This is a genomic window from Cohnella sp. GbtcB17, from assembly GCF_019091135.1.
Lineage (GTDB): Bacteria > Bacillota > Bacilli > Paenibacillales > Paenibacillaceae > Cohnella.
In genome coordinates this window covers 168,103-193,773 of the sequence record NZ_JAGXJW010000005.1, presented here as the reverse complement: position 1 = coordinate 193,773, position 25,671 = coordinate 168,103, and the positions used below count along the sequence as shown (strand labels likewise).

Genomic DNA, 25,671 nt, shown 5'->3' with positions numbered 1-25,671 from the left:
GCCAGCCACAGGCGCCCGACGCCGTCTGTTCACCGAAAGGATGTCGAGCTTGAGAACAGCAGACCAAGTCAAACGGAAGTATCATGAGCTGGCCGCGCGCAAGGAGGCGCTCAAATTGCTCTACGAAGAGGCGGGAGAAGAAGCTCGTCCCGAGCTGCAGGCGCAGGCCGAGCGGCTGGAGGAGCAACTGCTGCTGCTCGAATGGGTGCTGAACGCGCCGACCGGCAGCTACCACGGATGAGCGGGACCGGGCGCCAGGCAGCGTCCTGCCGCGTTCAAAACTTTACAATAGAAACAAGCCTTGCGTCTCTTCCGTAGAAGAAGCGCAAGGCTTGTTTTTTGCGATGGGAAAGACGTCATTCAAAGCCGTAAAAAGCCGCCGTATTGCGGTCGAGCGTCCGCTCGACCGCTTCAAGCGCGAGTCCGCGCAGCGCCGCGATCTCGCGCGCGACCGCAAGCGTCATGGCCGGATGCGTCTCCATGCCCGCGAACGGACCTTCGAACGGCCACGGACCGTCTGTCTCCGCCATCAGCAGGCTAAGCGGATACGTGGCGGCCAGCTCTCTGATCTCGGCTTCGTACAGCACGTCCGGCGTGAGCGAGATGAAGCAACCGCGTGCGGCGAGCCGCGCCGTCGTCTCCGGCGCCCCCTTGTACCAATGGAAGTGCGCGCTGCGAACGCTGTGCCGATCGAGAATGTCAAGCGCCTTGTCCGCGTCCTCGTATACCGCATGGAGCGCGAGCGGACGATCCAGCTCGGCGGCGAGACGCGCGAAGACGTCAAGCTGCGCAAGGTAAGGCGCTTCGTCGAACGCTTCGCCGCGCGCCTGGGCTTCCGTCCGCGTATAGTAAGGCAGGCCGACCTCTCCGATCGCGAAGGCCTCCCCTTCGTCCGCCAGCCGGCGAATCCAGCCGCACAGCCGCTCGCGTTCGTCCGGCACGAGCGGTTGCTGCTCGGGGTGATGGCCGTAGGCAGGCATCACGCGCCCGGGCCACAGGGCAGCGAGCCGCCGCGTCTCCGTGCAGGAGGCCGGATGCATCGAGACGGCGACAACGCCTCTCATGCCGGCCGCGAACGCTTCGGCGAGCAGCGTCTTCCGACGCTCCGGCGGATATTGGTCGGCGTGCAGATGCGCGTCATACGCCATGTCCGCCGCCTCCCCGCTCCAAGAGCGCCAGCACTTCTTCCTTTAACGCCACGAACGCCGGCTCCTTCCACACATCCGCCCTTCTCGGCCGCTCGAACGGGACCCGAACTTCCCGCAGCACGGTCGCCGGCGCTTTGGACAGCACGTAGATGCGGTCCGACAGCGTCAGCGCCTCCTCGATGCTATGCGTGACGAACAGCACGGAGCGCCGTTCTTCCTCCCACAGCCGCAGCAGCCACGCCTGCATGTCCGCGCGCGTGAGCGCGTCGAGCGCAGCGAACGGCTCGTCTAGGCACATGACGCCGCGCGGCATGAGCAGCGCCCGCAAAAACGACACGCGCTGCTGCATGCCGCCCGACAGCACCCGCGGGTACTCGTTCGCCACGTCGCCGAGACCGATGCGATCGAGCCACTTCGCCGCCAGCACCTCCGCCTGCCTCCGCTCGACGCCGGCCGTCGTCAGCGCGGAGGCGATGTTGGCGCGGACAGACAGCCAGGGAAAGAGCGAAGCCTGCTGCGGCATATAGCTGATATGGCCGCGCTGTCCGGTCGTCTCCGCGCCGTCGATCAGGATGCGCCCCGCTCGCGGCCGCTCGACGCCGCCGATCAGGCGGAACAGCGGCGACTTGCCGCTGCCGGACGGGCCGAGCAGCGTGACGAACTCGCCGTCTGCGACGGTAAGCGAGATGCCGCCGAGCACGGGATGGGCTTTTTTGCCGCGCGAATATTGATGATGAATATCGATCAGTTCGAGCTTCGCTTGTCCGCTCATCGCGCGCCTCCTTCCCGGCCCGCCGGCCGCCAGCGGACGACGAGCCGCTCGAGCAGCGCCGCGATGCCGTAGAACGCCAGCGCCATGCCCACGATGCATACGATCGCGCCAAAAACGCTCGTCGTGTCGTAGCCCTTCGACTTGAGCACGAGGTAATAGCCGATGCCTTCGCTCGCGCCGAGCCACTCCGCGACAATGGCCGCCGTGATGCTGTACGTCGCCGTAATTTTCAGTCCGGAGAAGAAATAGGGCAAGGAGGCCGGCAGCTCCAAACGCCGCAGCACCGTCAGCCGGCTCGCGCCGATCATCGCGAGATACTCGCGCAAATTCGCGTCGGCTTGCCCAAGGCCCGCCAGCATCGACCAGGCGATCGGGAAGTAGCAGACGAGCGCCAGCAGCACGAGCTTCGGCGCGATGCCGAAGCCGAGCCAGATGATGAGCAGCGGTCCGAGCGCGATGAGCGGTATATTTTGCGTGATGATGATGATCGGCGACAGCGCCGCCCGCACGACGGGAATGAGATGAAAAACGATCGCCGAAAGCACGCCTAGCGCGATCCCGAGACCGATGCCCTTCAGGGCAAGCCGCAGGGTCGAGCCGCTCTGCGCGAGCAGCCGGTCGCGCTGCTCCCACATCCGCTCGCCGATATGCAGCGGCGACGGCAGCTTATACGGCTTGATATGCCACAAATCTACGCTAAGCTGCCACAGGACGAGCGCGCCGATCAGCGTTCCGATCGGCAGCAGCCAGCGGCCGATTTTACTGTCCATCGGGATATTTGCGCAGCAGATGCGCCATCGAGGCGCCGTCCGAGCCGTGTACGAGCAGCTTGATTTGCGACAGGACGGACGGGCTGCCCTTTTCGAACATCGCCTGGTTCATTTCCTTCACGATGTCTAGCAACTGGTCGAGGTCGCCCTCCATCGTTGTCTCGAGCGGTCCGACGCGGTACGCGACGCCGGACGCCTTGATAATCTCGATCGCTCGGTCGACGTACAGATGCGTATCGTCCTCGGGCTTTGCGGCTTTCGGCAAAATTTGAATACTCAGCAAGGCTTGTGCCATTTCTTTGTCCTCCCGGTCAAGTCCCCATCGGTCCTTGCGTGATTTAAGACTGCGGCAAAAAGTCGTTCGTGAACATCGCGTCGTAGTCCAGGTCCTTCGTCAGCAGCTTGTGCTCTTTGAGAAACTCGGCGTAGCCGGACCACACTTCGCGCTTCTGTTCGCCCCAGCGCGGCGCGTCGTCTTTGTACTTCGGGCTCAGCCACGCTTGGCTGGCCTTGACCAGATCCGCGTTCAGGTCGGGATTGGCCTTGATCAGAATGTCCGCGGCTTCGGCCGGATGGTCGATCGCGTACTGATAGCCTTCCGACGCCCCCTCGACGAACGCGCGGACGACGTCCGGCTTGTTCTTGATCATCTTTTCGCTCGTCGTCAGCACCGGCGTGTAGTAATCGAGGCGCTTGTCGAAATCGGAAAGATAGACCATGTTGAGCTTAATGCCGCGCTGTTCGGCCTCGATGCCGGTCCAGGCGTAGAAGATCCATTCGAAGTCGATATCCTTCTGGACGGCGGTGAAAAAGTCGGCGGTGCCCGCGTTGACAAACTTGACCTTGTTCACGTCGGCGCCCTGCTTCTGCATCATCGAGCCGATGACGGCCTGTTCCGCCGGCGAGCCCCATCCGCCGTAGCTATGCCCCTCGAAATCTCTGGGCTCCTTGATGTTTTTGTCCGCCGGCGATGCGAAGCCCGACGTATTGTGCTGAATGATGGCAGCCAGCGAGACGATCGGCATATCGTTCTCTCGCGCCAAGGTCAGCCCCTCCTGCGCGCCTACGCCGAAGTCCGCCGCTCCCGTCGCGACCATTTGGTCGGCGCCGCTCTCCGGCGGCAGCACGATCTCGACGTCGAGGCCGCGCTTTTTCCAGTAGCCCTGATCGGCCGCCACGTACAAGCCCGTGTGGTTTGTGTTCGGCGTCCAGTCGAGCACGACCTTCACTTTGCCGAGATCGGCGGCTTGGTCGTTCGAGGCCGATGCCGAAGCGGATGCCGACGCAGGCGAACTCGGCGAAGCCGCAGCCGAACTGCTGCCCCCCTCGTTGTTCCCGTTCCCCCCGCAGCCCGCCAGGATCAGCAGCGCCGCGATCGCCGCCGCGCCCTTGCCGCGCCAGCTTTTTTGGACCATACCCATCTGTCTCTACTCCCTCTCCACTGCCGTCCGGCACGCAGACATTCAAAAAACGCCCCCCGTATACGGAGGGCGTCCTAAATAAGCATGGACAAAACGCGCGAATCCGATTCGCGCTTCCCGCCTCCCTACGCTGGTACTAACCAGACCAGGTTAAAGGGTCTGCATCGTCGATGACGGGATGCACTCTCAGCCGGCCTTACCCAGCTCCCCCGGGGTTTGTTCGATTGTCGACGTACTGTCGGCGTTGATTGATAACGCTCCTCATTATAGCAGAAGATCGGATTCTGTCCAGCATTTGCCGCCGCCGTCGTTTAATATGAATGCAAGGACTGCCGCTTGGACAAAGTGTGCGAAAATAAAATAAACGCTTGCCTGCTATAAATCGGATCCGACAACCGTCTTATATGTCGAAAGGGGGCGCGGCCGCGGCATGGAGAATGGCTCGCAAGTACCCGAGCTGTTCCGGCGCCTGTTCCGGGAGCATTATCCCGGCGTGGCGCGGAAGCTCTACGCATTGACCGGCGATCGCGCGGCAGCGGAGGATCTCGCGCAGGAGGTGTTCCTCAGACTGTACCGGCAGCCGCCCGAACGATTGGAAGCCTGCGGCGCCTGGCTGCACCGGGTGCTGACCCGGGTGGGCTACGATTATTTGAGACAGCGCGCGTCGGGCAAGGCGTTGTTGGAAAAGGAGACTGCGCGCATAGCGGCTTGGTCGGAAGGCGCCGCCCCGTCGGGGGAGACGGAGGTGATCCGCGAATGGGAGATCGACGTCGTCCGCCGGGTGCTGCACAAGCTCTCGGACCGGGACCGCACCGCCCTGCTTCTGCGTGAGGAAGGATACAGCTATGAAGAGATCGCCCGCCGGCTCGGGGTCAATCCGAAGATCGTCGGCACGTTGCTGGCCAGGGCGGAGGAACGATTGAAAAAGAAGTACGGTCAGGAGGAGGAACCGGGCGATGAACGACGAGGATAAAAGGAACGGCGGGAAACCGGATTTTGATCCCGGCCCGGCCTGGGCGCGATTCGAGCAGGCGACGGCCGGAGAGCCTGTACCGGCGTTCTGGAAGCAAGCGGAGGACAATCATCCACATAAGGACGGTGTGATCGAAATGAAACGGACAAACGCAATCGGCGTGGGCGAAGCGCAATCGGCGCCCGCAGCACCGGCCGGCCAAACGGCCGCCGCAAGCGGACCGCAGAGCGCCGGAGGAGGCCGCTGGCGGACGGAAAGGCCGGCGAAGCGCAGGCTGCGGCGGCTGTCCGCCGGCGTCGCGGCCGCTGCCGTGGCCGTCAGCCTGTTCGCCACGCCGCTCGGAGACCGGACGCTGGCGGCGATGCTGGATACGTTCCGCATCCAGCACATGGTCGGCGTCGACATCTCGCAAACCGACATGGCCGCCATCTCGAGCCTGCTCGAACGCGGCTCGCCTGACGGAGACCAACGCTTCGACCTGGCCCAGTATGGCACGTTAACCCAATCGGGCGGCGGCGAATCGCGCACCGTGACCTGGGCGGAAGCGGAAACCCGGATGGGCGGCACCCTCCTCCGGTTGGACGCGCCGTCGGCCCCTGTGTATCAGCCGGCCACCGCTTTGACGTTCCGCCTGAACGTCAAAGCCGTCAATCGGCTGCTGCTCCGTCTAGGCAGCGACACCACGCTGCCGGCCGCGGCGGACGGCAAAGCGATCACCCTCAGCATCCCGGACGGCGTCTCCATGGAGGGCTCGCTGGCAGGCAAGCCCGCCCGATTGCTTCAGTTCGGCAAGCCGGCGCTGACCGTAGAGGGCGGCATCGACGCGGCCGTCGTCCGCGAGGCGATCCTCGGTCTGCCGGTGCTGCCGGACAGCCTGCGCACCAAGCTGGCGGCCATCGGCGACTGGCGAAATACGCTGCCGGTCCCCGCACGCGAAGGCATGACCGAGAGTCTGCGGCTGAACGGCCGCGAGGCGCTCATGACGGAAGGCGACGCCAGACGCTTCCTGCTCTGGCTCGACGGCGCGCGCATGAGCCTGCTCAGCGTCGAAACAAACGATTTTAATGCGCCGTCCGATTTCAGGCGCACGGCGGAGGCGCTTGTCGGGCCATGATGATCATCGACACCGCGGATCTGACCAAAACGTACGACGGCCGCGGCGGCTGCCGCAACGTCACCCTTCAGGTGCCGCAGGGATGCATCTTCGGCCTGCTGGGACCGAACGGAGCCGGCAAGAGCACCTTCGTTAAAATGCTCGCCGGCCTTCACCGCCCCGATTCGGGGCGGGCCGTTATGCTGGGCCAACCGCTCGGCCGGCCGGAAGCGAGGCGCAAGCTCGGGTATTTGCCCGAGCTGTTTCGCTTTCAGGACTGGCTCACGCCGTCCGAGGTGCTGAGCTTCCACGGCCGGTTGGGCGGACTGCGTCCGCGGGATACGCGCTCGCCCGCCTTCCGCAGCCGGGTGCGGGATACGCTTGCGCTCGTCGGCTTGGCGGAGGCGGCGGACCGGCGGATCGGCGGCTTTTCCAAAGGCATGCAGCAGCGGCTGGGCCTCGCCACGGCGCTGCTCCTCGATCCCGAGCTGGTGATTCTGGACGAGCCGGCCTCGGCTCTCGATCCGGTCGGCAGGCACGAGATCAGAAGCCTGCTGAAACGGCTCCGCGACAAGGGCGTAACCGTGTTTCTCAATACGCATCTGCTGGAGGACGTGGAGGCGTTGTGCGATCAGGCGGCATTCCTGTACGGCGGCGAGCTGCTGGCTTCGGGCTCGCTGCGCGAGCTGCTCGGCGGCGCGACCGACGGCGGCGTCCGGTGGCGATTCCAGGTGGGAGGCTGGCTGCCCGACACGCTATCGGCTATCCTCGAAGCCGCCGGAGGAACTTCCGCCTCCGCGCTGCGGCTCATCGAGGCCGATGCGAACGGCAACGCGGTCTTGTCCGCGCACGTATCCGGCCGGGAGCAGGCAGGCTACCTTTGCGCGCTGTTTATCCAAAACGGTCTGACGCTGTACGAATCCGGTCCCGAGGCGAACAGCCTCGAGGACTGGTTTATCCGGATGGCCGCTTCCCGTCAAGGAGGCGACTCGCGATGACCATGTACATCTCTGCCACGTTGAAGGAACTGACCCGCAAACGGGTATTTATGGTCACGCTCATATTAACCGTTCTTTTCCTGCTTCTGTTCGGCGTCGGACTCCATGAGCTGACAGGTATGACCGAGCAGGAGCCGAACCATGCCGCCAAGAAGCTCATGGACAGCATGCTGTTCATGGTGCTCGGTCTCTTTTTCGCGCAGTTTCTGGCGTCTTTTTTCGTACTTTTCTCTACGATGGGGACGGTCACCGGCGAACAGGAAAACGGGCTGCTGCTGGCCGTCGCCGCGCGCCCGCTTCCCCGCTGGAAGCTTTATCTGGCCAAATGGCTGGGACATGCGGTGTGGATCGCCGCCTACAGCGCCGTGCTGTTCGTCGCCATGGTATGGATCGTCCACGGCGCTACCGGCTTCCACCTGTTCGCAGGGGATTTGCTGCGAAGCTTTGTCCTGTTTCTCTGGATGCCGCTCCTGCTTCTTACGCTGTCCATGCTCGGCTCCGTCTATCTGCCAATGCTGGGCAACGGCATCTGCGCCGCTCTGCTCTACGGGCTTGCTCTCTTCAGCGGCCTCATCGAAGGAATATCGAGCGAAGGCGGAACGCATCCCGGCCTTGAAAAGTTCGTCCTGCTGACCGGGCTGATCCTGCCGACGGATTCGGTCTACAGGAGAAGCTTGTACGAGCTCATGGGCGGATCGGATTGGGCCGGATTGACCGGCACTTATATGGGACCCTTTTCTGTCCCCAGCGTTCCCTCCAACGCCTTTTTGCTGTATACGGTCGTTTATGCGGCGTTGCTGCTCTATCTTGGCTGCCGGGCATTCGACAGGAAGGATCTGTAGCCCATCATTTTCGCCGGTTCCATTTGACGCGAACAGGACCCGCGGTCTCTTCTGCCGTGGGTCTGTCCATGATGCGCCTCATCTTTGTCATCAATGCGGATATAATGTCTCGAATTCCACACCGCACGGTCCCCCGTCGGCATTCAGCTCCAGATCGACTTCCGTCCCGTCGGCACGATAGAGCGGACGGTAATATTGACCGATGCGCGTCGCGGACGCATTCGCATAGTGGCAGATGAACGCTCTGCGGAACCGGTCCTTCGTCTTGTTGCGGTACGAGCCGTGAATGAGGTTACCGTTAAAAAACAGCACGTCTCCCGGCTCCATCACGACGGGCATCGCTTTTTGATCCTTCGGCGGCTTCACGAAATGGGTCGTGAACGATTCCTTCGCATCGGCGCTCTCGGGACAGACGATCTCGTAATCGTGCGTTTTCGGCACGACCAGCATACCGCCGTTCTCCTCGTCCGCCCCGTCGACCGCCGTCCATGCGGCGATGCAGTTGCCGGGCTCCACCTTCAGGTAGAAGTTGTCCTGATGAAGCGCCTGCCCCTTGGCGCCGGGAGGCTTGTAATAAAACATGCTTTGCGCGGCAAGCGGCGGCTCCTCGTATAAATCCTCCAATACGGCTAGCACCGGCCGATGCAGCATGTATCGTTTCGCCGTTGCGTTGAACCGGTGCGGGTGCATCACCCTTGGATACCGCTTCAGCGGATCGTCGTCGCCTGCGGTCATGTCCGGCTCATAATAGCCCGGCACGCCCGTGCGGCCGATTTCTTCGAAGGTGTCCTTGATTTCCTGAAGCTGCTGCGAATCGTACAGCCCCTTTACGATTAGAAACCCTTCCTTGTCGAACTTATTTTTTTGCTCCGCGGTCAAGCATTGAAGTGCATGCGACATGTCTTCTCCTCCTCCGAATCGATTAAGCCGGCCCTCGGGTCCTGCAGGTCCAGTATATTTTTTTCGCGCTCCGCCGGGGAGTAGCAATCCTGCTTTTCACTCACACGATTCTGCTGTCCGCTGGATTTAAGCGATGCCGCGCGCTATGCTATTAACAAACGACTGCGGCTGGGAGAGAAAATCTGTGGAAAAATACAACGAACCGGCTTCTTATAGCGAATTGAGTTCCGGCATTATTCTGGCGGGACATTTTCAAGTCGACGACGGCTACATTACCAACAGGCCCGGAGGGATGGAAGATTGGCTGATCGCCTACACGCTTGACGGCAGCGGCTACTTTGCGATTCCCGGCGAAAAGAAAACTTGCGCAAGCGGCGACATCGCTCTGCTGCGTGCGGGTACGCCCCATACGTACGGGACAATAAAAGGGGAAGTCTGGAACTTCGTATGGGCGCATTTCTCCCCCCGATCGATCGGGGAAAAGCTGCTGCCGGACGAGCCCTTGTCCTTGCAAGCGTTGGAGCAAGGTTCCCTGCAAACGAGAATATACGAGGCTTTTCGCAGAATCCTGTTCGATTCGCGAGAGAGGAGCGAGTACTGGCACGATCTGTGCCTGAATTCGCTTCGGGAAATATTAATGCTGCTGGCCGAGCGGCAAAGCCGGAAGCTGGATCCGCGGGTCGCGGAAGCCATGCGCTTTTTGTCGGAGCACATGCGCAGCCCCGTCCAGATCGAAGCGTTGTCGAAGGAGATCGGACTGTCTCCCTCCCGTTTGTCGCACTTGTTCAAGGAACAGACGGGAGTGTCCGTCATCGATGCACTCAATCGGATGCGAATTCGGCAAGCCACGCTCCTCCTTGCGCATACGGATCGCAGCGCCTCGGAGGTCGCCTACGACGTCGGTTTCCACAACTACAACCACTTTATGAATCAATTTCGCAAATGGACGGGAACAAATCCGAGCGCCTTCAGAAAGCAGGAACGAACGGAAGGCGGTTGAGCCTGCTTCGGACGAACGCGGCCAAAAGAGCGGCTCGCTTGACGGGCCTCGCGTGGGGCCGAGCATCTCGAATGCGCTTCCTGCGGCTGCTGCACACCTGCTTTCGCGCCGTTTTAACGGTATCCCCTTCGGCAAGGAACGGCGACTTGCGCGCACTCCCGCTTTAACTTTTACTTTTTTATTCGCTTGGCAATCTCGCTTTACATCCATCCGATTTTTGATATAATAAGAACAAATGTTCTTATCGGAGGGATCGCCATGCCCAGCCGTTTTTCGATTCGGGATTGTTTGCCGGCCTATAGCGAAGACGACTGCGCGGGCGCTCTTTTCGCCGCCAAATGGCCGCATGGCTTCCGCTGCCCCCGCTGCTCGCATCCTTCCTACTACGAAGTGTCGTCCCGCGGCCGGCGGCTTTTCGAATGTCGCTCTTGCCGCCATCAGACCTCTCTCACCGCCGGTACGGTGCTGGAGGGCTCCCGCACGCCGCTCGCGAAGTGGTTTCAAGCGATGTATTTGATGCAGATCGGCATCAGCGCCAAGCTGCTGGCCGAACTGATCCATGTAACCTATAAGACCGCGTGGCTGATCAATCATAAGCTGCGTGATGCCATCGGCCAGTGGGATCTCGAGCGTCCGCTCGAAGGCACCGTTCAGTTGCTTGGCGAATATTACGGCTACGAATACCATCGGCATCTTGGCAGCCCCAACGCCCAACAGTCGCTGAAGCCCCAGCCGGTCGTAGCCGGCGGCACCATTAACGACGCGGAACAGTTTGTCCATCTCAAAATAAAGGCCGTCGACGGGCCCGAAGGGGACGGCGCGGCCAGAAGAGACACTGCGGACGGCGAGGAAGCGGCGGAGCGTTTTGTACAATTGCATGTCGCAGACGGCCATACGACGATACTCCCGGGCGGCCATCATGGACGCTCGGCACTGCATCTAGCCTGGCGGGACGCGGTGCGATGGCTATCCTGGACGTTCGGCGGGATCGGCCCCAAGCATCTGCAAGCCTATTTGAACGAGTTCGCTTTTCGTCTGTCTTTCCGCACCGCGGCACTGGCCGAGCTTATCGGCTGCTGCGGGTCGTACCGCAAGATTACGTATCGGGGCTTGGTCGGCCCTAGATCGGGCATTCGTCCGTTAATGTGGCGGTTTAGACGCCGTGCCCGACATGAACGTAATGCCGTATAAATGATACGGTCTTACGTCCGGCATCCCGAGAGCGACTTTCCCATTTTGCCTTTTTAGAGCGACTTTTTCGCCTTTTCCCCTAGAGTGAGTTTCACGTCTTGCCGTCTCAGAGCGTTTTACGCGTTGCCTCTTATAGTTTTTTTGACTTGCCTCCTTAGAGCTATTTATGTCTTGCCTTCTTAGAGCTTTTTATGTCTTGTCTCCTTAGAGCTTTATTTCTTGCCTCCTCAGAGTTTGTTATGTCTTGTCTCTTTAGAGCTTTTATTTCTTGTCCCCTCAGAACGCTGTATTTCTTGCATCCTAAGGGCTCGTATTTCTTGCATCCTCAGAGCTTTCTTTGTCTTGCGTCCTTAAAGCATCTTTACGTCTTGCTTCCTCAGAGCGATTTTAAGTCCTGCCTCCCGAGAGCGACTTTTCCGTCTGCCCTCTCTGAATCAAAACGGCCTTCAACCTGACGCAAGGGGATATCGTTCAAACGTGGCGCAGGACATATCACCTCTTCGAAGCCAGCTTTGGAGGCATGGATCGGGGGGGGCGTCGGCAAATGAACAGGCTTATGCGCCGAAAGAGCAGCCGGCCAGTCGGCCGGCTGCTCTTAGGCTGAATTTATAGCTGCTTCGCCCATTTCCGCAAAATGTCGGCTTGCTCAGCCGTCAGTTTTTTGCCGGAGAGCGCGGACACCGATTGATCGTACGCCATCAAAATTCCTTGCTTAGCGGCTTCGTTGCCTCGCTCCTCCGCTTGCTCCGCCAGCTTGAGCTGTGCGCATAACGCCAGCGCCACGCCATGGTTCGAGCCGAGGAACTCGGCGGAGACAGTGCAGAGGCTGTCATAATCCGCGTACACCTCGTAGGCGAATTCGGCCGATGCTTCGTTGCCGGCCGTATCCGAGGCTTTCGCCGTCACGGTGTTCGCGCCCGGTTCCAGCTCGTAGACGGGCATGTCAACGAGCGGCTGTCCGCAATCGGCGGACGAGATGCCGGAGAGTTCGTCTGTAGCAACGCAGCCGATCGTCGCGCGCTTGTCGATCCTGAATTTCGATGCGCCGGTCATCGTTAAGGTCGGTGCGGTCTTGTCGATACGGATGTCCAGCGTGTGCGGCGCCTCACGATTGTAGGCGCGATCCTCCGCGAAGTACGTAATCGTCGTTTGGCCTTCGGCCGTTACGCGGAATGTCGCCGTCTCGCCGGCAGTCGTGACCGCCTCTTCGTTCATCGCCCCATAGACGGCGTATGTTACGGACGCCACGCCGCTCCCGGCCGCATCCGTCGCAAGGACGGTCACCTCCGCGTCCTCGTTGATCCAGCCCTGTGCGTTTGGCTCCGGCGACACGGTCGCTGTGGATACCGGCGCTTCGTCATCCGCCGCCGTTACGTAAAAGTCGTCGTAATAGGCATCGGAGATATTGTAACGCGTCGTCACGGCGATCAGCCTCGCGTAGACGGAACCCGCAGGCGCCGCGCCCGACAAGGCGACGTCCTGCCACTGTTGCAGCCGGCTCTCGTCGAGATGAACCTGCAGCGTGCCGGTCTCGGCGTCGCTTGCGTTGTAAAAGCGGAACATGAAGCTCGGTTGACCGGATTGGATGTAGATTTTCATGCCGGCCGTATACGCCGATCCCGGCTCGACCGGTATTTTGTCGCTCTGCAGCGCGACCGATGCCGTCCGCAGCGTGTCCTTGATATTCAGGCTCTTCGCGCCTGAGGCGACGTGGTTTTCGCTGACGTTATAGTTATAGCCGCTGCCGACCGCGAACATCGGACTCCAGCCGGGGATCGTCCCGGCTGTGCCGGACTCTTCGAAGCCCGCGTTCGCGACCGCGAGCGGTATGCCGGCCGGCGGCGCCTGGATGTCGCCGTCCACCTCGATGCGATACAAAATCGTATTGGTCGCCGCGTCCGTTATATAGAGATTGCCGTCCACGCCGAGCTCGAAGCGGGAAGCGTCGGCAATCGTGCGGAAATCCAGCGTCTTTGGATCGATCACCGTCAGCTTGTTGTTGAACAGGACGTACAGCAAGCCGTCCGACGACCAGCGCAGCTGGAAATGCGCCCATTCCGAATAGCTGAGCTTCGGATAGATTTTTTTGCTTTTGACGATCTCGTAGGTGTCGGGGTCGAGCGCGAAAATATACTCGTTCGAGGCGCCCCAAATGAGGCCGTCGGGTCCTTCCGACAAGTCGCCGATGAAGATCGGCCGGTCGAGACCGGGGACGCGCAGCGGGAACTCCGCGATTTTCTTGTCGACTGCGACGTCCCAAACGAAAATTTTGGCTTCCGACTCGGTCGGCAAGGAGCCCAGCCCGCCTCGTATCGTCGTAGAGCCGAACAGTTTGCCGTCATGGTAGGCAAGGCTGAGCACGCTTTGATTTTGTACGACGTTCCGGTGCACCGTGCCTGTGCCCGTCGCCGGATCGTAGACGGTGAGCGAGCCGCCCAGCGTGCCGTAGGTCGGTATCGTCGCGATGTACAGCTTGCCCGCCGCGGCCGTCATATTCACGAGGCGCTCCTGGTCTTCGCCCAGCTCGAATACCCGCTTCGGATTGTTTTCTCCCGGCGCGGCGTTCCGGTCGAATGCATACAGCGCGCCTTCCGGGTAGACGCCGAAGTACATTTTGTCGTCCAGCGGATAGATGCTGTCCGCCTGCCCCATGGCATAGGACGTGACCGACAAGTCCGCAAGATCGATCATCGCGCCGCGGCTCGTCTGTACGCCGCTCACGAACAGCTTGCCGTCCGGCGCGGTCTGGATCCGGTCTACCACGCCGGGCGTGCCGGGAACGACGGACGGATACAGATGCACCTGCTTGGTCTCGATGTTCATAATGGCGACGCCGCCGTCGAATCTGACGGTCACGAGATTTTTGCCCGGCAGCTCCGGATGATTCGGAAACTCGACCCAGTCGGCACCGCGGAAGCCGCTCCCGTAGGTCATCCCGGTCAGCGCCACTTCATGCGTCGCCAGGTCGAACGTCTTTAACTGCTTGTCGGACATGAAGTAGATTTTGCCGTCCAGCGAATCCGTCTCGTGAAGCCCGGTGACATTGTCCAGCACGACGTCCAGCCACGACTCCGTCTGCGTATCGTACAAATAGCCCGGCCCTGGCACGCCTGTCCCGTCCGTGTAACGGGCGAACAGATAGCGATCGTCGATCGTATCGAGGTCGTACACCGTATCCTTGCCGGCCGGCACGGACAGCGCCGCCGCGATATCGGTCTTTTCCCCCGTCGCCAGGTTCACCTTGACGATTTGATGGTGAGCGGTGCCCGCGTACACGTTGCCGCCCTGATAGGCGATCGACCGGACATACTCCTGCGGGATGTCGCCGATGACGCGGCCGTAATCCTTCGTCTCCCCGGTGGCAGGATCGTAGCGATACACTTTCCCGCCCGGATACGTGCCGACATATACGCGTCCCAGCTCGTCCGTCGTGATGCTCATCGGCCATGACTCGCCGCTGAACGTCGCCACGACCTTGGGCACATGCGTGACCGGCGAGTAGCTCCATAGACGCGACCCGCTGCCGTCCGCGGCGATGTACAGCGTCCCGTCGGGGGCCACGGTATGCGCCCAGGAGCTCTCAGAAGGCGCGAGCGGAATGCTCCTCAGCAGCTTGTAGTCGTCGAGATCGATGACATTGAGGTTGCCGGGTTTGCCCTTGGATGTCGTGTACAGCACGGGACGCCCCTCTTCCTCGCCTACCGTGCCGTTAAAAATAGATACGGTGTAATTTAGCGGAGGCAGCAGCTCCTCGGGACTGCCGTACGTTTTTTGGGACAATCTGTTCTCTTCCGCGTGTCCCGTTCCGCCGCCCATTCCCGTTAATGCCGACCATAAAACGATGACCGCCAGCGCGACTGCCAACCTGCTTCGCATAAATGCATCTCTCCCCTCGGGCTTGCAGAGTTCGCGACTCTGCTGCAGCCCAGAGTATAGGAAAGGACGGCAGCGCCGTAAAGGAAGCGTTATCTTTTTCTTTGCGATTTCCCGCGTCAGCCGCCGTGAACCATCTCCAAATCCAATCGCGACGCGGGCTGCGCCCGTGTGGCTTTTGCTAAGGATGTAGATAATGATCAAAATTAAATTCATAGGTTCCGCCGTGAACGCCGGCGCGCCTCGAAGGCGGCCGGCGTAAACAGGAGATCGATTGAGGCCCTGCGGATGGCAATTTAATCTTTAGTTGGATCGCGCATGCGTCGCGCCGAACGGATCCGAAGAAGCTAACGAGAATTTTACGGCATCTGCGATCGTATACTCTGTTGTGGAAGTCGACTTGATTTTTACATATTGATTCGTCCCGGCTTCGAACGGATAGGTGCCGATGAACACCCATTGATTGCCGTTCGTCTTCTGATTCACCGTCTTGGTCGTATCGATCCCCCCGTCGTATCCGATCTCCAGACTCGCGGAGGCGGCGCGGTCCGCGCTCGCGTTCCAGAGCATATAGACGTTGTAATCGCCCGGGATCGTCACATTCGGCGTCCACGTCGCCTGCTTGTTCGCCAGTTTATTGCTGTGGACGTAGTCTTCGCCGATGCGGGCTGCCGCGTAGGCGCTGGTCACCCAGCCCGTGTCGGCGGCAAATCCGGCGTCCCGATTGTCGACGATGATGTCCACTGGCTCCTCCGGCTCGGTCGGGAACTCGGCATCTGCATGAACGGCTTCAAGACCGGCATTGGCCGTTTTCATGACCGCGATCATGTCGGCGTATGGCTGATCCTGCTGATTGAGCAGACCGATGTTGAAATTTTCGCCGTCCTTCCGGCCGGTTACAGCTTGATCGTAGTAGGAAAACCACCCGGAGCCGACGAACAGCGGGTTGCCCAGTTGACCTTCCACGAACGCCTTGTAGCGGAGCCCGCGGTCCGCAACGGTGGGAACGTGCGTCGCTCCGTTTACCGCGGACAGACCGTGCTCGGTCGTGCTGAACGTGTACTCAAGATTAAGCAGCGGTTTGCCGAACGCCTGGTACCGCGCGATCCAATTCGGATCGTTCGTATAGTTGTCGACCGAGAAGGCGTCTACGAATTCCATCGATGCCGCATCCCAATCGAGGCTCGTGCGCCATGTCGGGACGATCGACGAGCCCAGAAATAAATGGTTCGTATCGTAGCGGTCGATAATCGTTCTGATCGTGGAATAAAACGTTCTGGACGCCAGCTGGATATAAGCCGATACGTCTGCGGCAGGCACTTTGGCCAGCGAGATCGGAACCGCTTTCAAGGCTTCGAAAGAAGCCGCGTTCGTTCCCAAAATTTGATTGGCCTCCGCAAGATCCCCGTTATGCCGCTCCGCGAACAGGTCGACGAACCTTCCCTTCGCGGGAGAATCGGCGCCAAAGGCCAGCACCTTCGCGACGATGTCGGAGCTCCAGCCCGCTTCGTTGTCGTACGTGTAGCCGATGAGCCACGGATCGCTCGCCGCCGCTTGAAGCTGCGGCTGAAGCGAAGCCTCGATGATCGATTCGGCCTGCGGATCGAACACGTCGTACGTCCAATCGATTCTGCTTAGCGTCGGCGGGTCCTGCAGCACCATGATATAAGGAAACGTCACCGTATTGGGCTTCGACCACTTGCTGAACGCGTTGAACCCCCAATCGATGAGCCGCTTTTTCGTGATGTCCTCCCACTTCATTTCGTAATCGCTGCCGTATTTTTTCATAATATTGGCCGTCAAAAAGCTGACCCGCTCGCCGTTGGCGTCATTGGAATACGCTTCCGCATAGACGTTCGGGTCGGGGAGCTCCTCGAACACCCTTCGCGGCGTGCCGTCCGTCTTTTTGAGCGGTGTCCCGTACCCCCACTCCCAGATGCTGGCGGTATCGACGCCCTTTAATATAAAGGGGTACCCGTCCGGCGTAATAAACCACCAAATGCCGTCGATCTGCTGAAGCCTGAAGTAGCCGCTGGCGGTCTGCTGTCCTATCGCTTTAAGCCCGCCGTACGGATCGTAGACGTTCGAATCCAGCTCGACGCCCGCGAGCGCGGCGGCTTCCGTCGCATACTCCTGCTGCAGCTGCGTGTCCGTCGTCACTTTACCCGGCCAATCCTCGTAAATCCACTGTCCGTACCGGTCCGCCATCAGGCCGTCCTTTTTCATTTCCGCCTGCAGCTCGGATGCGGTCAGCGCCGGCCCGGGATTGGTCCCTTCGTCTCCGACGCCCCGGTAAATCTGCACCTCGCTCAGCGGAATGTGCTGGTACGCATGCGACCGCTTCATATCGATGACGATGAACCGGGCGACGGCGTCGTGCAGCGGAAATTCGACGGCGTAATTGAGCGCGGTCCCGGTTCGGACATGCTTGCCCGCCAAATAATAGTAGTCGGCATTCGCTTCGGACCGATATTTGACGGTAATCTCCTTAAAGCCCCAGTAGCTGTTTGGAGAATTCATGACGACGTTGATCCGGTCGAGCGGATAGTCCTTCAGCAGATCGAATACGACCTGCACCGTGCCGGGCAAGCTGCCGTTGCCCATCCATCCCGCATAAGTCGTCGTCGACCCGTCGAGCAGCTTGCCCGTCTGGGCGGACACGATTCCCGTCGCGTTGTAGTCCGGGGAGCTGCCCGCGTTCGGTGCAAGACTAAAATAATAGTTGCCGGTTCGAAGCACAGCCCCGGGCTGTTCCCCGTGAATGCGGGCGGTTGGAACAAGAAAAGCGGCTGCCAATACGAAAGCCAGGAGGAGCGGCCAAAAACGAAACGGATGCCTGGTTTCCACGATACGTTCGCCTCCCCATAGTCGCTTGCCTATACGATAAAAAAGAAAGCACCGTAGACGGGGTTCGTCTGCAGTGCTTTCCGCGAATTAAACTGCGTGCCATTCCAATTCAGACCTGATACAGCGCCTTGAGCGGTACCATGGATTGTTGCGGGACGTAATACTTGAACTTGTCGTCGCTGATGCTGCCAAGCAGCTGACGCCGGATCGGGTCCGCGCCTTCGAGCAGCTTCTCGGAAGCTTGATGGTAATCGATCGGCCGCATCCATAGCGGACTGTAGCCCATGAACAGCTGGCGGCGGGTAAACGATGACGTATTCGGCGCGCCGGCATGCCAGACGTTTTGCGCGAACAGGAATACGTCGCCCGGCTTGCCGCACAGCTGCAGTTCGTCCTCGAACGCGACGTTGACGTCCGTTTGGTTCGGGTTAAACGGCTTTTTGTGACTGCCCGGGATCAGCTTCGTGTTGCCGCGGTTCGGCTCGGACATGTCGCTTAGCACGTAGCAAGCTTTAATATAGTACGTCGCGGTCAGTCCGTTCGTCTTCGGAAACTGCGGATGCGGGCCGTCCTGATGCCAATCGATAAAGCTGTTCGTCGCCGTCTTCTTCAGCTCGGGATTCGGCTTCCTCACCGTCAGATGCGAGATATGAAGCTGGATGTTGTACCCGAGCAGGTTCACGACCAGCGGCAGAATCGTCGGCTCGTCGATCAGCGACAGAAATTCAGGGTGACGCTCCACGCTGTTATAAATGTTGTAGGACAGACTCTCCTCTTCCTCCGCCAAAACGGCGTCAACCGCCTCGTTCAGCCACCGCACCCGATCCTCGCTTAATACGCCGGTCAGCTTCAGGTAGCCTTGCTCCTCGAACTGCTTTTTCAGCGCCGGTATGTCCAGTTGCATGCGGTCGGTCTCGTTGCTCACTTCGCCTGCACCTCCGTTCTTTTTATTTGCTTCCGTAGCCAAGCGCGGTAAGCTGCGCCTCGGCCGCGTCCATGAACAGCTTATACTTCATCGTCGTTTCGAGCGTTTTCAGAAATTTGTCATATTCGCCCAGGTCCCGCTGCCCGTACGCGAACTTCGCCAGCTCTTCCTTGATATACCGGTCCGCGTCGGAGGCGACGTAGCCCTCCGGCAGATCGACGAAGCCGTTCAGCGTCTGAATGCGCGGCTGGTCGCCCGCGAACTTGATAAATTCAGCCTGCGGCACGAATTTCGTCTGCAAATAGGACAGTTCCGGACGGCCGGTGAACTGGTACAGCCACGAATAGCCGACTTCGCCCGCCTTATCCGTCATGACGATTTTGTCGCCGTCCTTCGTGAAGTGCGTGCCTTCGACGCCGAACTGCACGAGCAGCGATCCGGTCTTCGGATCGGATACGTAGTTCAGCAGATCGAATACGCGCTGCAGCTTTTCCGGATCCTTCTCGAGCGCCTTCGGAATCGCGTACCGTCCCGGCGTATTGCCGATTTCCCAGGATCCGTCGAACTTCCCGGCCGGGCCCGCCGGGGGCTCGATCTGAATCCATTCGGCCTTCGGATTGACGGCTTTGATCTGCTCGATCATGTTTTCCTTCGTCATGTTCGGCCAGTCGATCCAGATGATGCCGGCCTGGCCCTTGAACGCCTTCTCCTGATGCTGCAGCGCCGTATTGGCGAGCAGCTCCGGATCGACGGCGCCCGTCGCGATCATGTCCTTGATGAAGGCAAGCGCGTCCTTCATGGCCGGATCGTACAGCGCGTTCACGAGCTTGCCGTCTTTCTCGTAGACCGTGCCCGGCGTGCCGACGCCGAAGGCGCCGAATACCGGCGCGAACGCTCCGTTCAGCTCGGCCCCTGTCAGCCCGAACGTATCCTTCTTGCCGTTCTGGTCGGGATCGTCGTTCGTGAAGGCGACGGCGACGGCCTTCAGGTCTTCAATCGTTTTCGGCACCTCCAGCTTCAGATTGTCGAGCCAGTCCTTGCGGATAAAGTACGTATTGTACGGAATTTGCGAGCTTTTGGAGATCGCGAATATTTTCCCGTCGACCGCCCCCTTCTTCACGTTTTCTTCTCCGATAAAATCGGTCGCCTGCTTCAGACGGTCCATGTAGGGCGTCAAATCCAGGAGCAGGCCCTGCTTGGAAAATTCGATCAGCTGCTGCCGGTCGAGCGCGAACAGGTCCGGGAAGTTGCCGGAGGCCATCCGGACGTTCAGCTGGTTTTTGTAGTCGTCGCCCGAGGCGTAGACGGTCAAGTTAAAGTCGACGTTAAGCGCTTTGTCGAGCTCCTTCTTGATGACGTCCTGGTCCGGAGCGGGCAGATTGTTGCCGGTCTCGATCACTTCCAGCTTGATCTTTTTGCCGGAATCGGCACTCGCTTGCGGCGTGGCGGCATCCGTGCCGGCCGGTGACGAAGCGGAAGAAGAGCCGGATGGCGACGAGGAAGCCTCGCTGCCGCCTCCATTGCCGCACCCGGAGACGACGGCGCCGAGCAGCGTGACTGACATGAGAAGCACGGACGTTCGTTTGATCGAATTCGAAGACATGGCAAACCCCTTCCATACCCTGTATTGGAGCGGCCTTCTGTCGGCCGGCCAGCGGCCGGTCGCAGGCCGAATCACCCTTTGATCGAGCCGAGCAGCATGCCTTTGGTAAAGTACTTTTGGATAAACGGATAGACGACGAGCACCGGCAGGCTGGCGATCATGACGGCGGCCATCTGCAGCGTCTGGGTGGGCGTGATATTGTCGGCGTTTTCAAGCGTCTGCTGGCTCTGCATCAAAATCTCGCGTACGATCACCTGGAGCGGGAAAAGCGTCCGGTCGGTCACGTAGAAGATCGCCTGGAAAAACTCATTCCAGTGGCCGACGAGGTAAAACAGACCGATCGTCATGATCACGGGAACCGACAGCGGCGTCACGATCTGAAACAGGATGCGGAACTCCTTCGCCCCGTCGATGCGGGCGGATTCGAACAGCTCCTCGGGCAGGCCCTCGAAAAAGCTTTTCATAATCAGGACGTTAAAGCTCCATATCGCATTCGGCAAAATCATCGCCCAAATCGAATCGATCAAGCCGACGGACTTGACGATCAGGTAGGTCGGAATGAGGCCGCCGCTGAAAATAAGCGTGAACACGATCATGAGCAGGAAAATCCGGCGGCCGGGCAAATTTTTGCGGCTGAGCGGGTACGCCATGAGCCCCGTCAATATCAGGTTGACCGCGGTGCCGACGACGGTGATGAGCACGGTGACTTTAAACGCCTGCGGGAGATTCGACTGCGTGAGCAGCGTCTTGTAGGCCGAAAGCGTCACGTCCCTCGGGATCAGAATAAATCCGCCGTTGCGAAGCACTTCTCCGAAAGGCGTGATCGATACGGAGACGACGTAAAGAATCGGGAAGATGGCCAGCAGGGCGCAAAAGACGAGCACGGCGTAGACGAAGGCGTTGAACAGCCGGTCCTCCAGGCCCTTTACCATATCCCTTCCCCCCATCTCTTGGCTACTTTGTTGGCAAACAGGACGAGACCCATGCCGATCAGCGATTTGAACAGCCCGACGGCGGAGGCGAGGCTGAAGTTCAACTGCTGCAAGCCGGTCCGGTACACCCAAGTGTCCAAAATGTCGGCAACCGGGTACACCTGGATGTTGTAGAGAATGTAAATCTGATCGAAGCCGGCGTCGAGCAGATGCCCGAGCTTTAAAATAAAGAGCAGGACAATGACGCTGCGAATGCCGGGAATTGTAATGTGCCAGATCATCCGCATCCGGCTCGCGCCGTCCACCCGGGCCGCTTCGTACAGCGTCGGATCGATGCCCGCGATCGCGGCGAGATAGATGATCGCACCCCAGCCGAGATTTTGCCAAACCTCCGAGCCGACCAGGACGCTGCGGAACGTAGCGGTCGACGTCAGGAACGGGTAGGAACTGCCGCCGGCCTCCACGATCCAGCGGTTCACGATGCCCCCGTTTTGCGAGAACAACGCGATCAGAATGCCGAAAATGATTACCCACGACAGAAAATGAGGCATATAGGTGAGCGTTTGCACGATGGAGCGGAGCCAGCGGACCCGGCATTCGTTGAGCAGCAGGGCGAGCAGGATCGGCGGGACGGTGCCCCAGACGAGCTTGTATAGGCTGATCAGCAGCGTGTTCCGGAGCAGCTCCCCGAAGTAGGGCGATTCGTAAAACGTCTGGAAATGTTTGTACCAGGGATTCGCCCAGGGGCTGCCCAGAATGCCGTCCATGATCGAGAAATCCTTGAATGCGATCACCATGCCGTACATCGGAAAGTACCGGAAGACGAGATAAAAGAGTACGCCGGGCAACAGCATCACATAAAAGGGCCAGTATTTGCGCAGAGCGGCGAGTGCCATACTTTCCTCCTTTCAGGTTGTTCGGCTCGGATGTAAGCGTTATCTGCATTCAGTGTATGACAGACTCGGCCACGCCCGTTATGCGCAATTCCCGTAAAAATGTTCGATTTTCCAACCTTACATAGGCTGGGATAACGGCAGCTCCACGCGCACGATCGTGCCGACGCCCTTCCGCCCGCCGATGCGCAGACCGTACGGCTCGCCGAAATGGATGCGAATGCGTTCGTGGACGTTGGCGAGCCCGATGCCGGTAAAGGCGTGCTGCGAAGGCTCGGCCGCCTGCTTGCGGTACATGTCCCGGATGTCGTCCCGGCTCATGCCGACGCCGTCGTCGCGGACGTACAGGCGCAGCCTGCCGTCGCGAACGCCGCCCGTGACGACGACGCTGCCCCCGCCTTGCGGCGCGAGGCCGTGGAACAGCGCGTTCTCGACGAGCGGCTGCAGGGTCAGCTTCAACAGACGCTGCTGGAGCAGCTGCGGCTCGATCTCGATCCGGCAGTCATACTTGGCGCCGTATCGGACCTGCTGGATGTGCATGTACATCCTGAGTCCTTCGAGTTCCTCCTCCAGGGTGACGAACTCGCCCTGCCTGTCGAAGCTGAAGGTGAGCAGGCCGACCAGCGAACGGATCGTCTGCCGGACGTCGTCGATCTTCTGCTGCTTGGCCATGCTGCTGATGCAAGCGAGCGTATTGTACAAAAAATGAGGCGCAATCTGGCTGCGCAGCATTTTGAGCTCGTACTCCTTCTTTTTCTCCTCCGCGCGCTTCGTCTCGTGAAGCAGATGCTGGATGCGCGCCAGCATCGCGTTGAAGCTGCTCGCGAGCTTCCCGATCTCGTCGCGGCGGTCCTCGGGCAGCTTGGAGACGACCTGAAAGTCGTGCAGCCGGTCCATCTTGTTCACGAGTCCGCGGATCGGCCGGGTGAGCGTCCGCGACAGCATGTAGGCGCTGAACAGCAAAATGACGACCCAAAGCATGGTCGCATTGCGATAGTTGCCGTAGAGCGGCTGCAAATCCTTGTAGAAGCTGTCCTCCGGGATAAACGCGATGAGCGACCAGCCCAGCCGGTTTTTCGCCGATTTTACGGCGATGAGCCGCTCTCCCTTGACGGTCATGCTGTCCGCTCCGATGTTCAGGCCGGGCAGCTTGGCCGTAAATTCGGGGAGCAGCTCGGGCGGATACGTGCCCGGCAGGACGGGGAGCACCCGTTCGCCCGCCTCCATCCGGTTGATGACGTTGCCGTTTGCGGTCACAAGCGCGAACGCTTGATAAATAAGCGGGGAGATGCGCGATACGAGGAGATCGAGGCCCAGCTCGGCGACGATGACGCCCCGAACCTCGTTGTTGCCGTCTTTGACCGGCATCATATAGGCGAGCGTGCGGCCGGACAGTGGGGAAACGTACGGCTCGCTGACCTGGATCGAGCCGTAGTTGCCGAGCGCCTGCGCGTACAGCTCCGCCAGATGGGGATTGCCGATAATGTCGTAATTGACCTGCGTATTGGAAAACACCTTGCCGTCGCTACGCACGAAGTACAGCGTTCGGACGACGGAGCTGTTGTAGTCGGCGAAGCTTTGCAGCGTGCGAACCGCCTCCGCGTCGTTGCCGTCCTCAAGCAGATCCTGCCTCGTCGAGAGCAGGAGCAAAATGTTCTCGACGTTGTCCAGCGTCGCATCGATGTATTGGTTCGTCCTCGCCACGAGCAGCTCCGCGTCCTTCGTCACCTGGTCCTTGAGCAGCGACTCCGCTTCGCTCAGGTTGCTCCACGCCAGCAGCATAAGCAGGAGCAGCGTGACCAGAAACATATAAATAAACTGCTTCGTGGCGATTCCCATATGGCCAAGCCGTCCGATCAGCTTCATGGTCGCCGCTCCCTCTCGTCTTCGCTTCGCTCCGCCGCATAGCCCAGCCGCTTCACGTCGGTAGGCGCCGCCCCCGCCCAGTTGCGGAACGTGGACGCGAAGTACCGGTAATTCGGAATGCCGACCGCCTCCGCGACCTCGTAAACCTTCATGTCGGTCTCCCGCAGCAGCTTCAGCGCCTTTTCCATCCGGAGCCGAAGGACGAGCTGGTGCACTGTCTCCCCGGTCTCTTCCTTGAACAGCCTGCCGAAGTATTCGGCCCCGAGGCCGGCTCGCTGGGCGACGATCGGCAGCGACAGCGGCTCCCGCAGATTCGCTTCGATCCAACGCCGCGCCTCGACGATCTCGCGGCGCGGTCCGGCTTGGGGCGCCGCGCGCACGATGCCCGCCCATCTGGCCGCAAGCTCGTCCCAGGTCGGAGCGTCAACGAGCTCGGTATGCGGATCGGCATGTCCGGGACGCGAACGCGACAGCCATTCGGAGGTCCAGCCCGCGAGCCAGCGCTTCAGGGCGGCGGGGCGAAAACGGCGCTCGGCGCACCACGGCGCGACGTCGGCCTGCATCGCCTGCAAGAGGCGGTCGGCGTTTAACCCGGCTTGGCCGAGCAAGCCGGACAGATGACGACGGTGCGCGGGCTCGAGCTCGGCGAGCGGCCCTGGTGCGCCGATTCTGATGCTCGGCGACGAAGCGGCGTCGTAGAACTCGGCTTCCTGCCAGTCCGATGCAGCCTCGAGAAGCGGCGGAACGTCTTCCCGGCTTGCGGCCATGCCGTCCACCGTCGCACAGAGCGCGATGGCTTGCTTGCCGCCAAGCGGCGGCTCTCTGCGGTCCGCCTCGGCCAGCAGCGCGCCAAGCAGTCGCGCAAGGCGCGGCCTTACCGCCTCCGGCTCTTCGGCTTCCGAGAACCAGACGGCATACTCGCCGCCCCTTAACGGAAACCAGGCTTTGCAGGACGGCGTTCGCCGTTCGAATTCGAGCAGTCCCTCCTGAACGGCGTCCTGCGCGATTGCAAGCTCGTCCTCCGGCGCTTTCAGCCGAAGGTGGACGAATCGCAAAGGCTGCGGCTCGTCCGCGAAGCCCAGAAGCCTCCAGTCCTCGGCGGGAATTTCCGTCTGCGCGAACGTACGCTTTTTGCTGCCGGCTGCGGCGCGATGCGCTTTAAGCCGCGCCTCCAAATGTCTCGCCGCCTTCAGCCGGCGGAGCAGAATTGCTCTGTTCCGATGCTCCCGCTCGCGCAGCAGCGTCGCCCCGGCTTTGTGCAGTGCCTGCTTCAGCTCCTCTTCGTCCAGCGATACCTTCAGGATATAATCCGAAGCCCCTAGCGCGATTGCTTCCTTCGCATAGGCGAAGTCGCCGTGGCAGGTCAGCAGAATGATCTGCGTGACGGGATGCTTTTTGCGCAGCTCGCGGATAAAGGTCAAGCCGTCCATGATCGGCATCGCGATGTCGGTTACGACGATATCGGGCGCATGCAGCTCGCACATGGCCAGCGCCTCCGCGCCGTTTTCCGCCTCGCCGACCAGCGCCGCGCCGCACGCTTCCCAGGGAAATGCGCGCAACTCCTCGCGGATCGGATATTCGTCGTCCACGATCAATACGCCGATCGGTGTCATCGTCATGTCCC

21 protein-coding genes and 1 riboswitch are annotated in these 25,671 nt (G+C 60.6%); of the genes, 7 read left to right on the top strand and 14 right to left on the bottom strand.

What is annotated here, in order from left to right:
• Positions 1-49 precede the first annotated feature (49 nt).
• Positions 50-241, top strand: coding sequence for a hypothetical protein (locus KVT38_RS04185; protein WP_217592428.1), 192 nt, complete (start codon positions 50-52; stop codon positions 239-241).
• 115 nt (positions 242-356) lie between these two features.
• On the opposite strand, the gene KVT38_RS04180 is transcribed toward KVT38_RS04185, so the two are convergent.
• From KVT38_RS04180 to KVT38_RS04160, 5 genes are read right to left on the bottom strand one after another with little or no spacing between them, the layout of a single operon-like run.
• Positions 357-1,148: a TatD family hydrolase gene (locus tag KVT38_RS04180; protein WP_217592427.1), complete on the bottom strand. Its 792-nt coding sequence runs from the start codon at positions 1,146-1,148 to the stop codon at positions 357-359.
• Positions 1,138-1,920, bottom strand: a complete 783-nt coding sequence (locus KVT38_RS04175) for an ABC transporter ATP-binding protein (RefSeq protein ID WP_217592426.1) — start codon at positions 1,918-1,920, stop codon at positions 1,138-1,140. Before KVT38_RS04175 ends, KVT38_RS04180 begins: the two co-directional genes overlap by 11 nt.
• Positions 1,917-2,690: an ABC transporter permease gene (locus KVT38_RS04170; RefSeq protein ID WP_217592425.1), complete on the bottom strand. Its 774-nt coding sequence runs from the start codon at positions 2,688-2,690 to the stop codon at positions 1,917-1,919. The genes KVT38_RS04175 and KVT38_RS04170 overlap by 4 nt, the downstream gene beginning before the upstream one ends.
• The gene (locus tag KVT38_RS04165; RefSeq protein WP_217592424.1) at positions 2,680-2,985 is read right to left on the bottom strand and encodes a thiamine-binding protein; all 306 of its coding nucleotides are present in this window, start codon (positions 2,983-2,985) and stop codon (positions 2,680-2,682) included. The genes KVT38_RS04170 and KVT38_RS04165 overlap by 11 nt, the downstream gene beginning before the upstream one ends.
• Positions 2,986-3,028: 43 nt before the next feature.
• Complete coding sequence (locus KVT38_RS04160) at positions 3,029-4,111, bottom strand: ABC transporter substrate-binding protein (RefSeq protein WP_217592423.1); 1,083 nt, start codon at positions 4,109-4,111, stop codon at positions 3,029-3,031.
• A 105-nt stretch (positions 4,112-4,216) separates the two neighbouring features.
• A riboswitch (TPP riboswitch) is annotated at positions 4,217-4,332 on the bottom strand.
• Positions 4,333-4,541: 209 nt separating this feature from the next.
• Here KVT38_RS04160 and KVT38_RS04155 point away from each other — a divergent pair.
• From KVT38_RS04155 to KVT38_RS04140, 4 genes are read left to right on the top strand one after another with little or no spacing between them, the layout of a single operon-like run.
• Positions 4,542-5,084 (top strand): sigma-70 family RNA polymerase sigma factor, encoded by a 543-nt coding sequence (locus KVT38_RS04155; protein WP_217592422.1) that lies wholly within the window; start codon positions 4,542-4,544, stop codon positions 5,082-5,084.
• The gene (locus tag KVT38_RS04150) at positions 5,068-6,198 is read left to right on the top strand and encodes a hypothetical protein (protein WP_217592421.1); all 1,131 of its coding nucleotides are present in this window, start codon (positions 5,068-5,070) and stop codon (positions 6,196-6,198) included. The genes KVT38_RS04155 and KVT38_RS04150 overlap by 17 nt, the downstream gene beginning before the upstream one ends.
• Positions 6,195-7,175, top strand: a complete 981-nt coding sequence (locus KVT38_RS04145) for an ABC transporter ATP-binding protein (protein ID WP_217592420.1) — start codon at positions 6,195-6,197, stop codon at positions 7,173-7,175. The genes KVT38_RS04150 and KVT38_RS04145 overlap by 4 nt, the downstream gene beginning before the upstream one ends.
• Complete coding sequence (locus KVT38_RS04140) at positions 7,172-8,017, top strand: ABC transporter permease subunit (protein ID WP_217592419.1); 846 nt, start codon at positions 7,172-7,174, stop codon at positions 8,015-8,017. Before KVT38_RS04145 ends, KVT38_RS04140 begins: the two co-directional genes overlap by 4 nt.
• Before the next feature lie 90 nt (positions 8,018-8,107).
• On the opposite strand, the gene KVT38_RS04135 is transcribed toward KVT38_RS04140, so the two are convergent.
• Positions 8,108-8,917, bottom strand: coding sequence for a phytanoyl-CoA dioxygenase family protein (locus KVT38_RS04135; RefSeq protein ID WP_217592418.1), 810 nt, complete (start codon positions 8,915-8,917; stop codon positions 8,108-8,110).
• A gap of 184 nt (positions 8,918-9,101) precedes the next feature.
• On the opposite strand from KVT38_RS04135, the gene KVT38_RS04130 reads away from it, so the two are divergent.
• Entirely contained in the window at positions 9,102-9,917 is an 816-nt protein-coding gene (locus KVT38_RS04130; RefSeq protein ID WP_217592417.1) for a helix-turn-helix domain-containing protein, read from the top strand.
• A gap of 258 nt (positions 9,918-10,175) precedes the next feature.
• Positions 10,176-11,108: a transposase gene (locus KVT38_RS04125; RefSeq protein ID WP_217592416.1), complete on the top strand. Its 933-nt coding sequence runs from the start codon at positions 10,176-10,178 to the stop codon at positions 11,106-11,108.
• Between the two features lie 606 nt (positions 11,109-11,714).
• Here KVT38_RS04125 and KVT38_RS04120 read toward each other — a convergent pair.
• From KVT38_RS04120 to KVT38_RS04085, 8 genes are all read right to left on the bottom strand, one after another.
• Positions 11,715-14,984 carry an outer membrane protein assembly factor BamB family protein gene (locus tag KVT38_RS04120; RefSeq protein ID WP_217592415.1) on the bottom strand — a complete coding sequence of 1,090 codons (3,270 nt, stop codon included), beginning with the start codon at positions 14,982-14,984 and terminating at the stop codon, positions 11,715-11,717.
• A gap of 300 nt (positions 14,985-15,284) precedes the next feature.
• On the bottom strand, positions 15,285-17,828 hold the full coding sequence (locus KVT38_RS04115) for a golvesin C-terminal-like domain-containing protein (RefSeq protein ID WP_217592414.1): 2,544 nt from the start codon (positions 17,826-17,828) through the stop codon (positions 15,285-15,287).
• A 109-nt stretch (positions 17,829-17,937) separates the two neighbouring features.
• Complete coding sequence (locus KVT38_RS04110) at positions 17,938-18,732, bottom strand: phytanoyl-CoA dioxygenase family protein (RefSeq protein WP_217592454.1); 795 nt, start codon at positions 18,730-18,732, stop codon at positions 17,938-17,940.
• 43 nt (positions 18,733-18,775) lie between these two features.
• A complete protein-coding gene (locus KVT38_RS04105; RefSeq protein WP_217592413.1) occupies positions 18,776-20,356 on the bottom strand; it encodes an extracellular solute-binding protein in 1,581 nt (526 codons plus the stop codon).
• Positions 20,357-20,427: 71 nt separating this feature from the next.
• Positions 20,428-21,288: a carbohydrate ABC transporter permease gene (locus KVT38_RS04100; RefSeq protein WP_217592412.1), complete on the bottom strand. Its 861-nt coding sequence runs from the start codon at positions 21,286-21,288 to the stop codon at positions 20,428-20,430.
• Positions 21,282-22,184 (bottom strand): ABC transporter permease, encoded by a 903-nt coding sequence (locus KVT38_RS04095; protein WP_217592411.1) that lies wholly within the window; start codon positions 22,182-22,184, stop codon positions 21,282-21,284. The genes KVT38_RS04100 and KVT38_RS04095 overlap by 7 nt, the downstream gene beginning before the upstream one ends.
• Before the next feature lie 117 nt (positions 22,185-22,301).
• On the bottom strand, positions 22,302-24,047 hold the full coding sequence (locus KVT38_RS04090) for a sensor histidine kinase (protein WP_217592410.1): 1,746 nt from the start codon (positions 24,045-24,047) through the stop codon (positions 22,302-22,304).
• Complete coding sequence (locus KVT38_RS04085) at positions 24,044-25,666, bottom strand: response regulator (RefSeq protein WP_217592409.1); 1,623 nt, start codon at positions 25,664-25,666, stop codon at positions 24,044-24,046. Before KVT38_RS04085 ends, KVT38_RS04090 begins: the two co-directional genes overlap by 4 nt.
• Positions 25,667-25,671 lie beyond the last annotated feature (5 nt).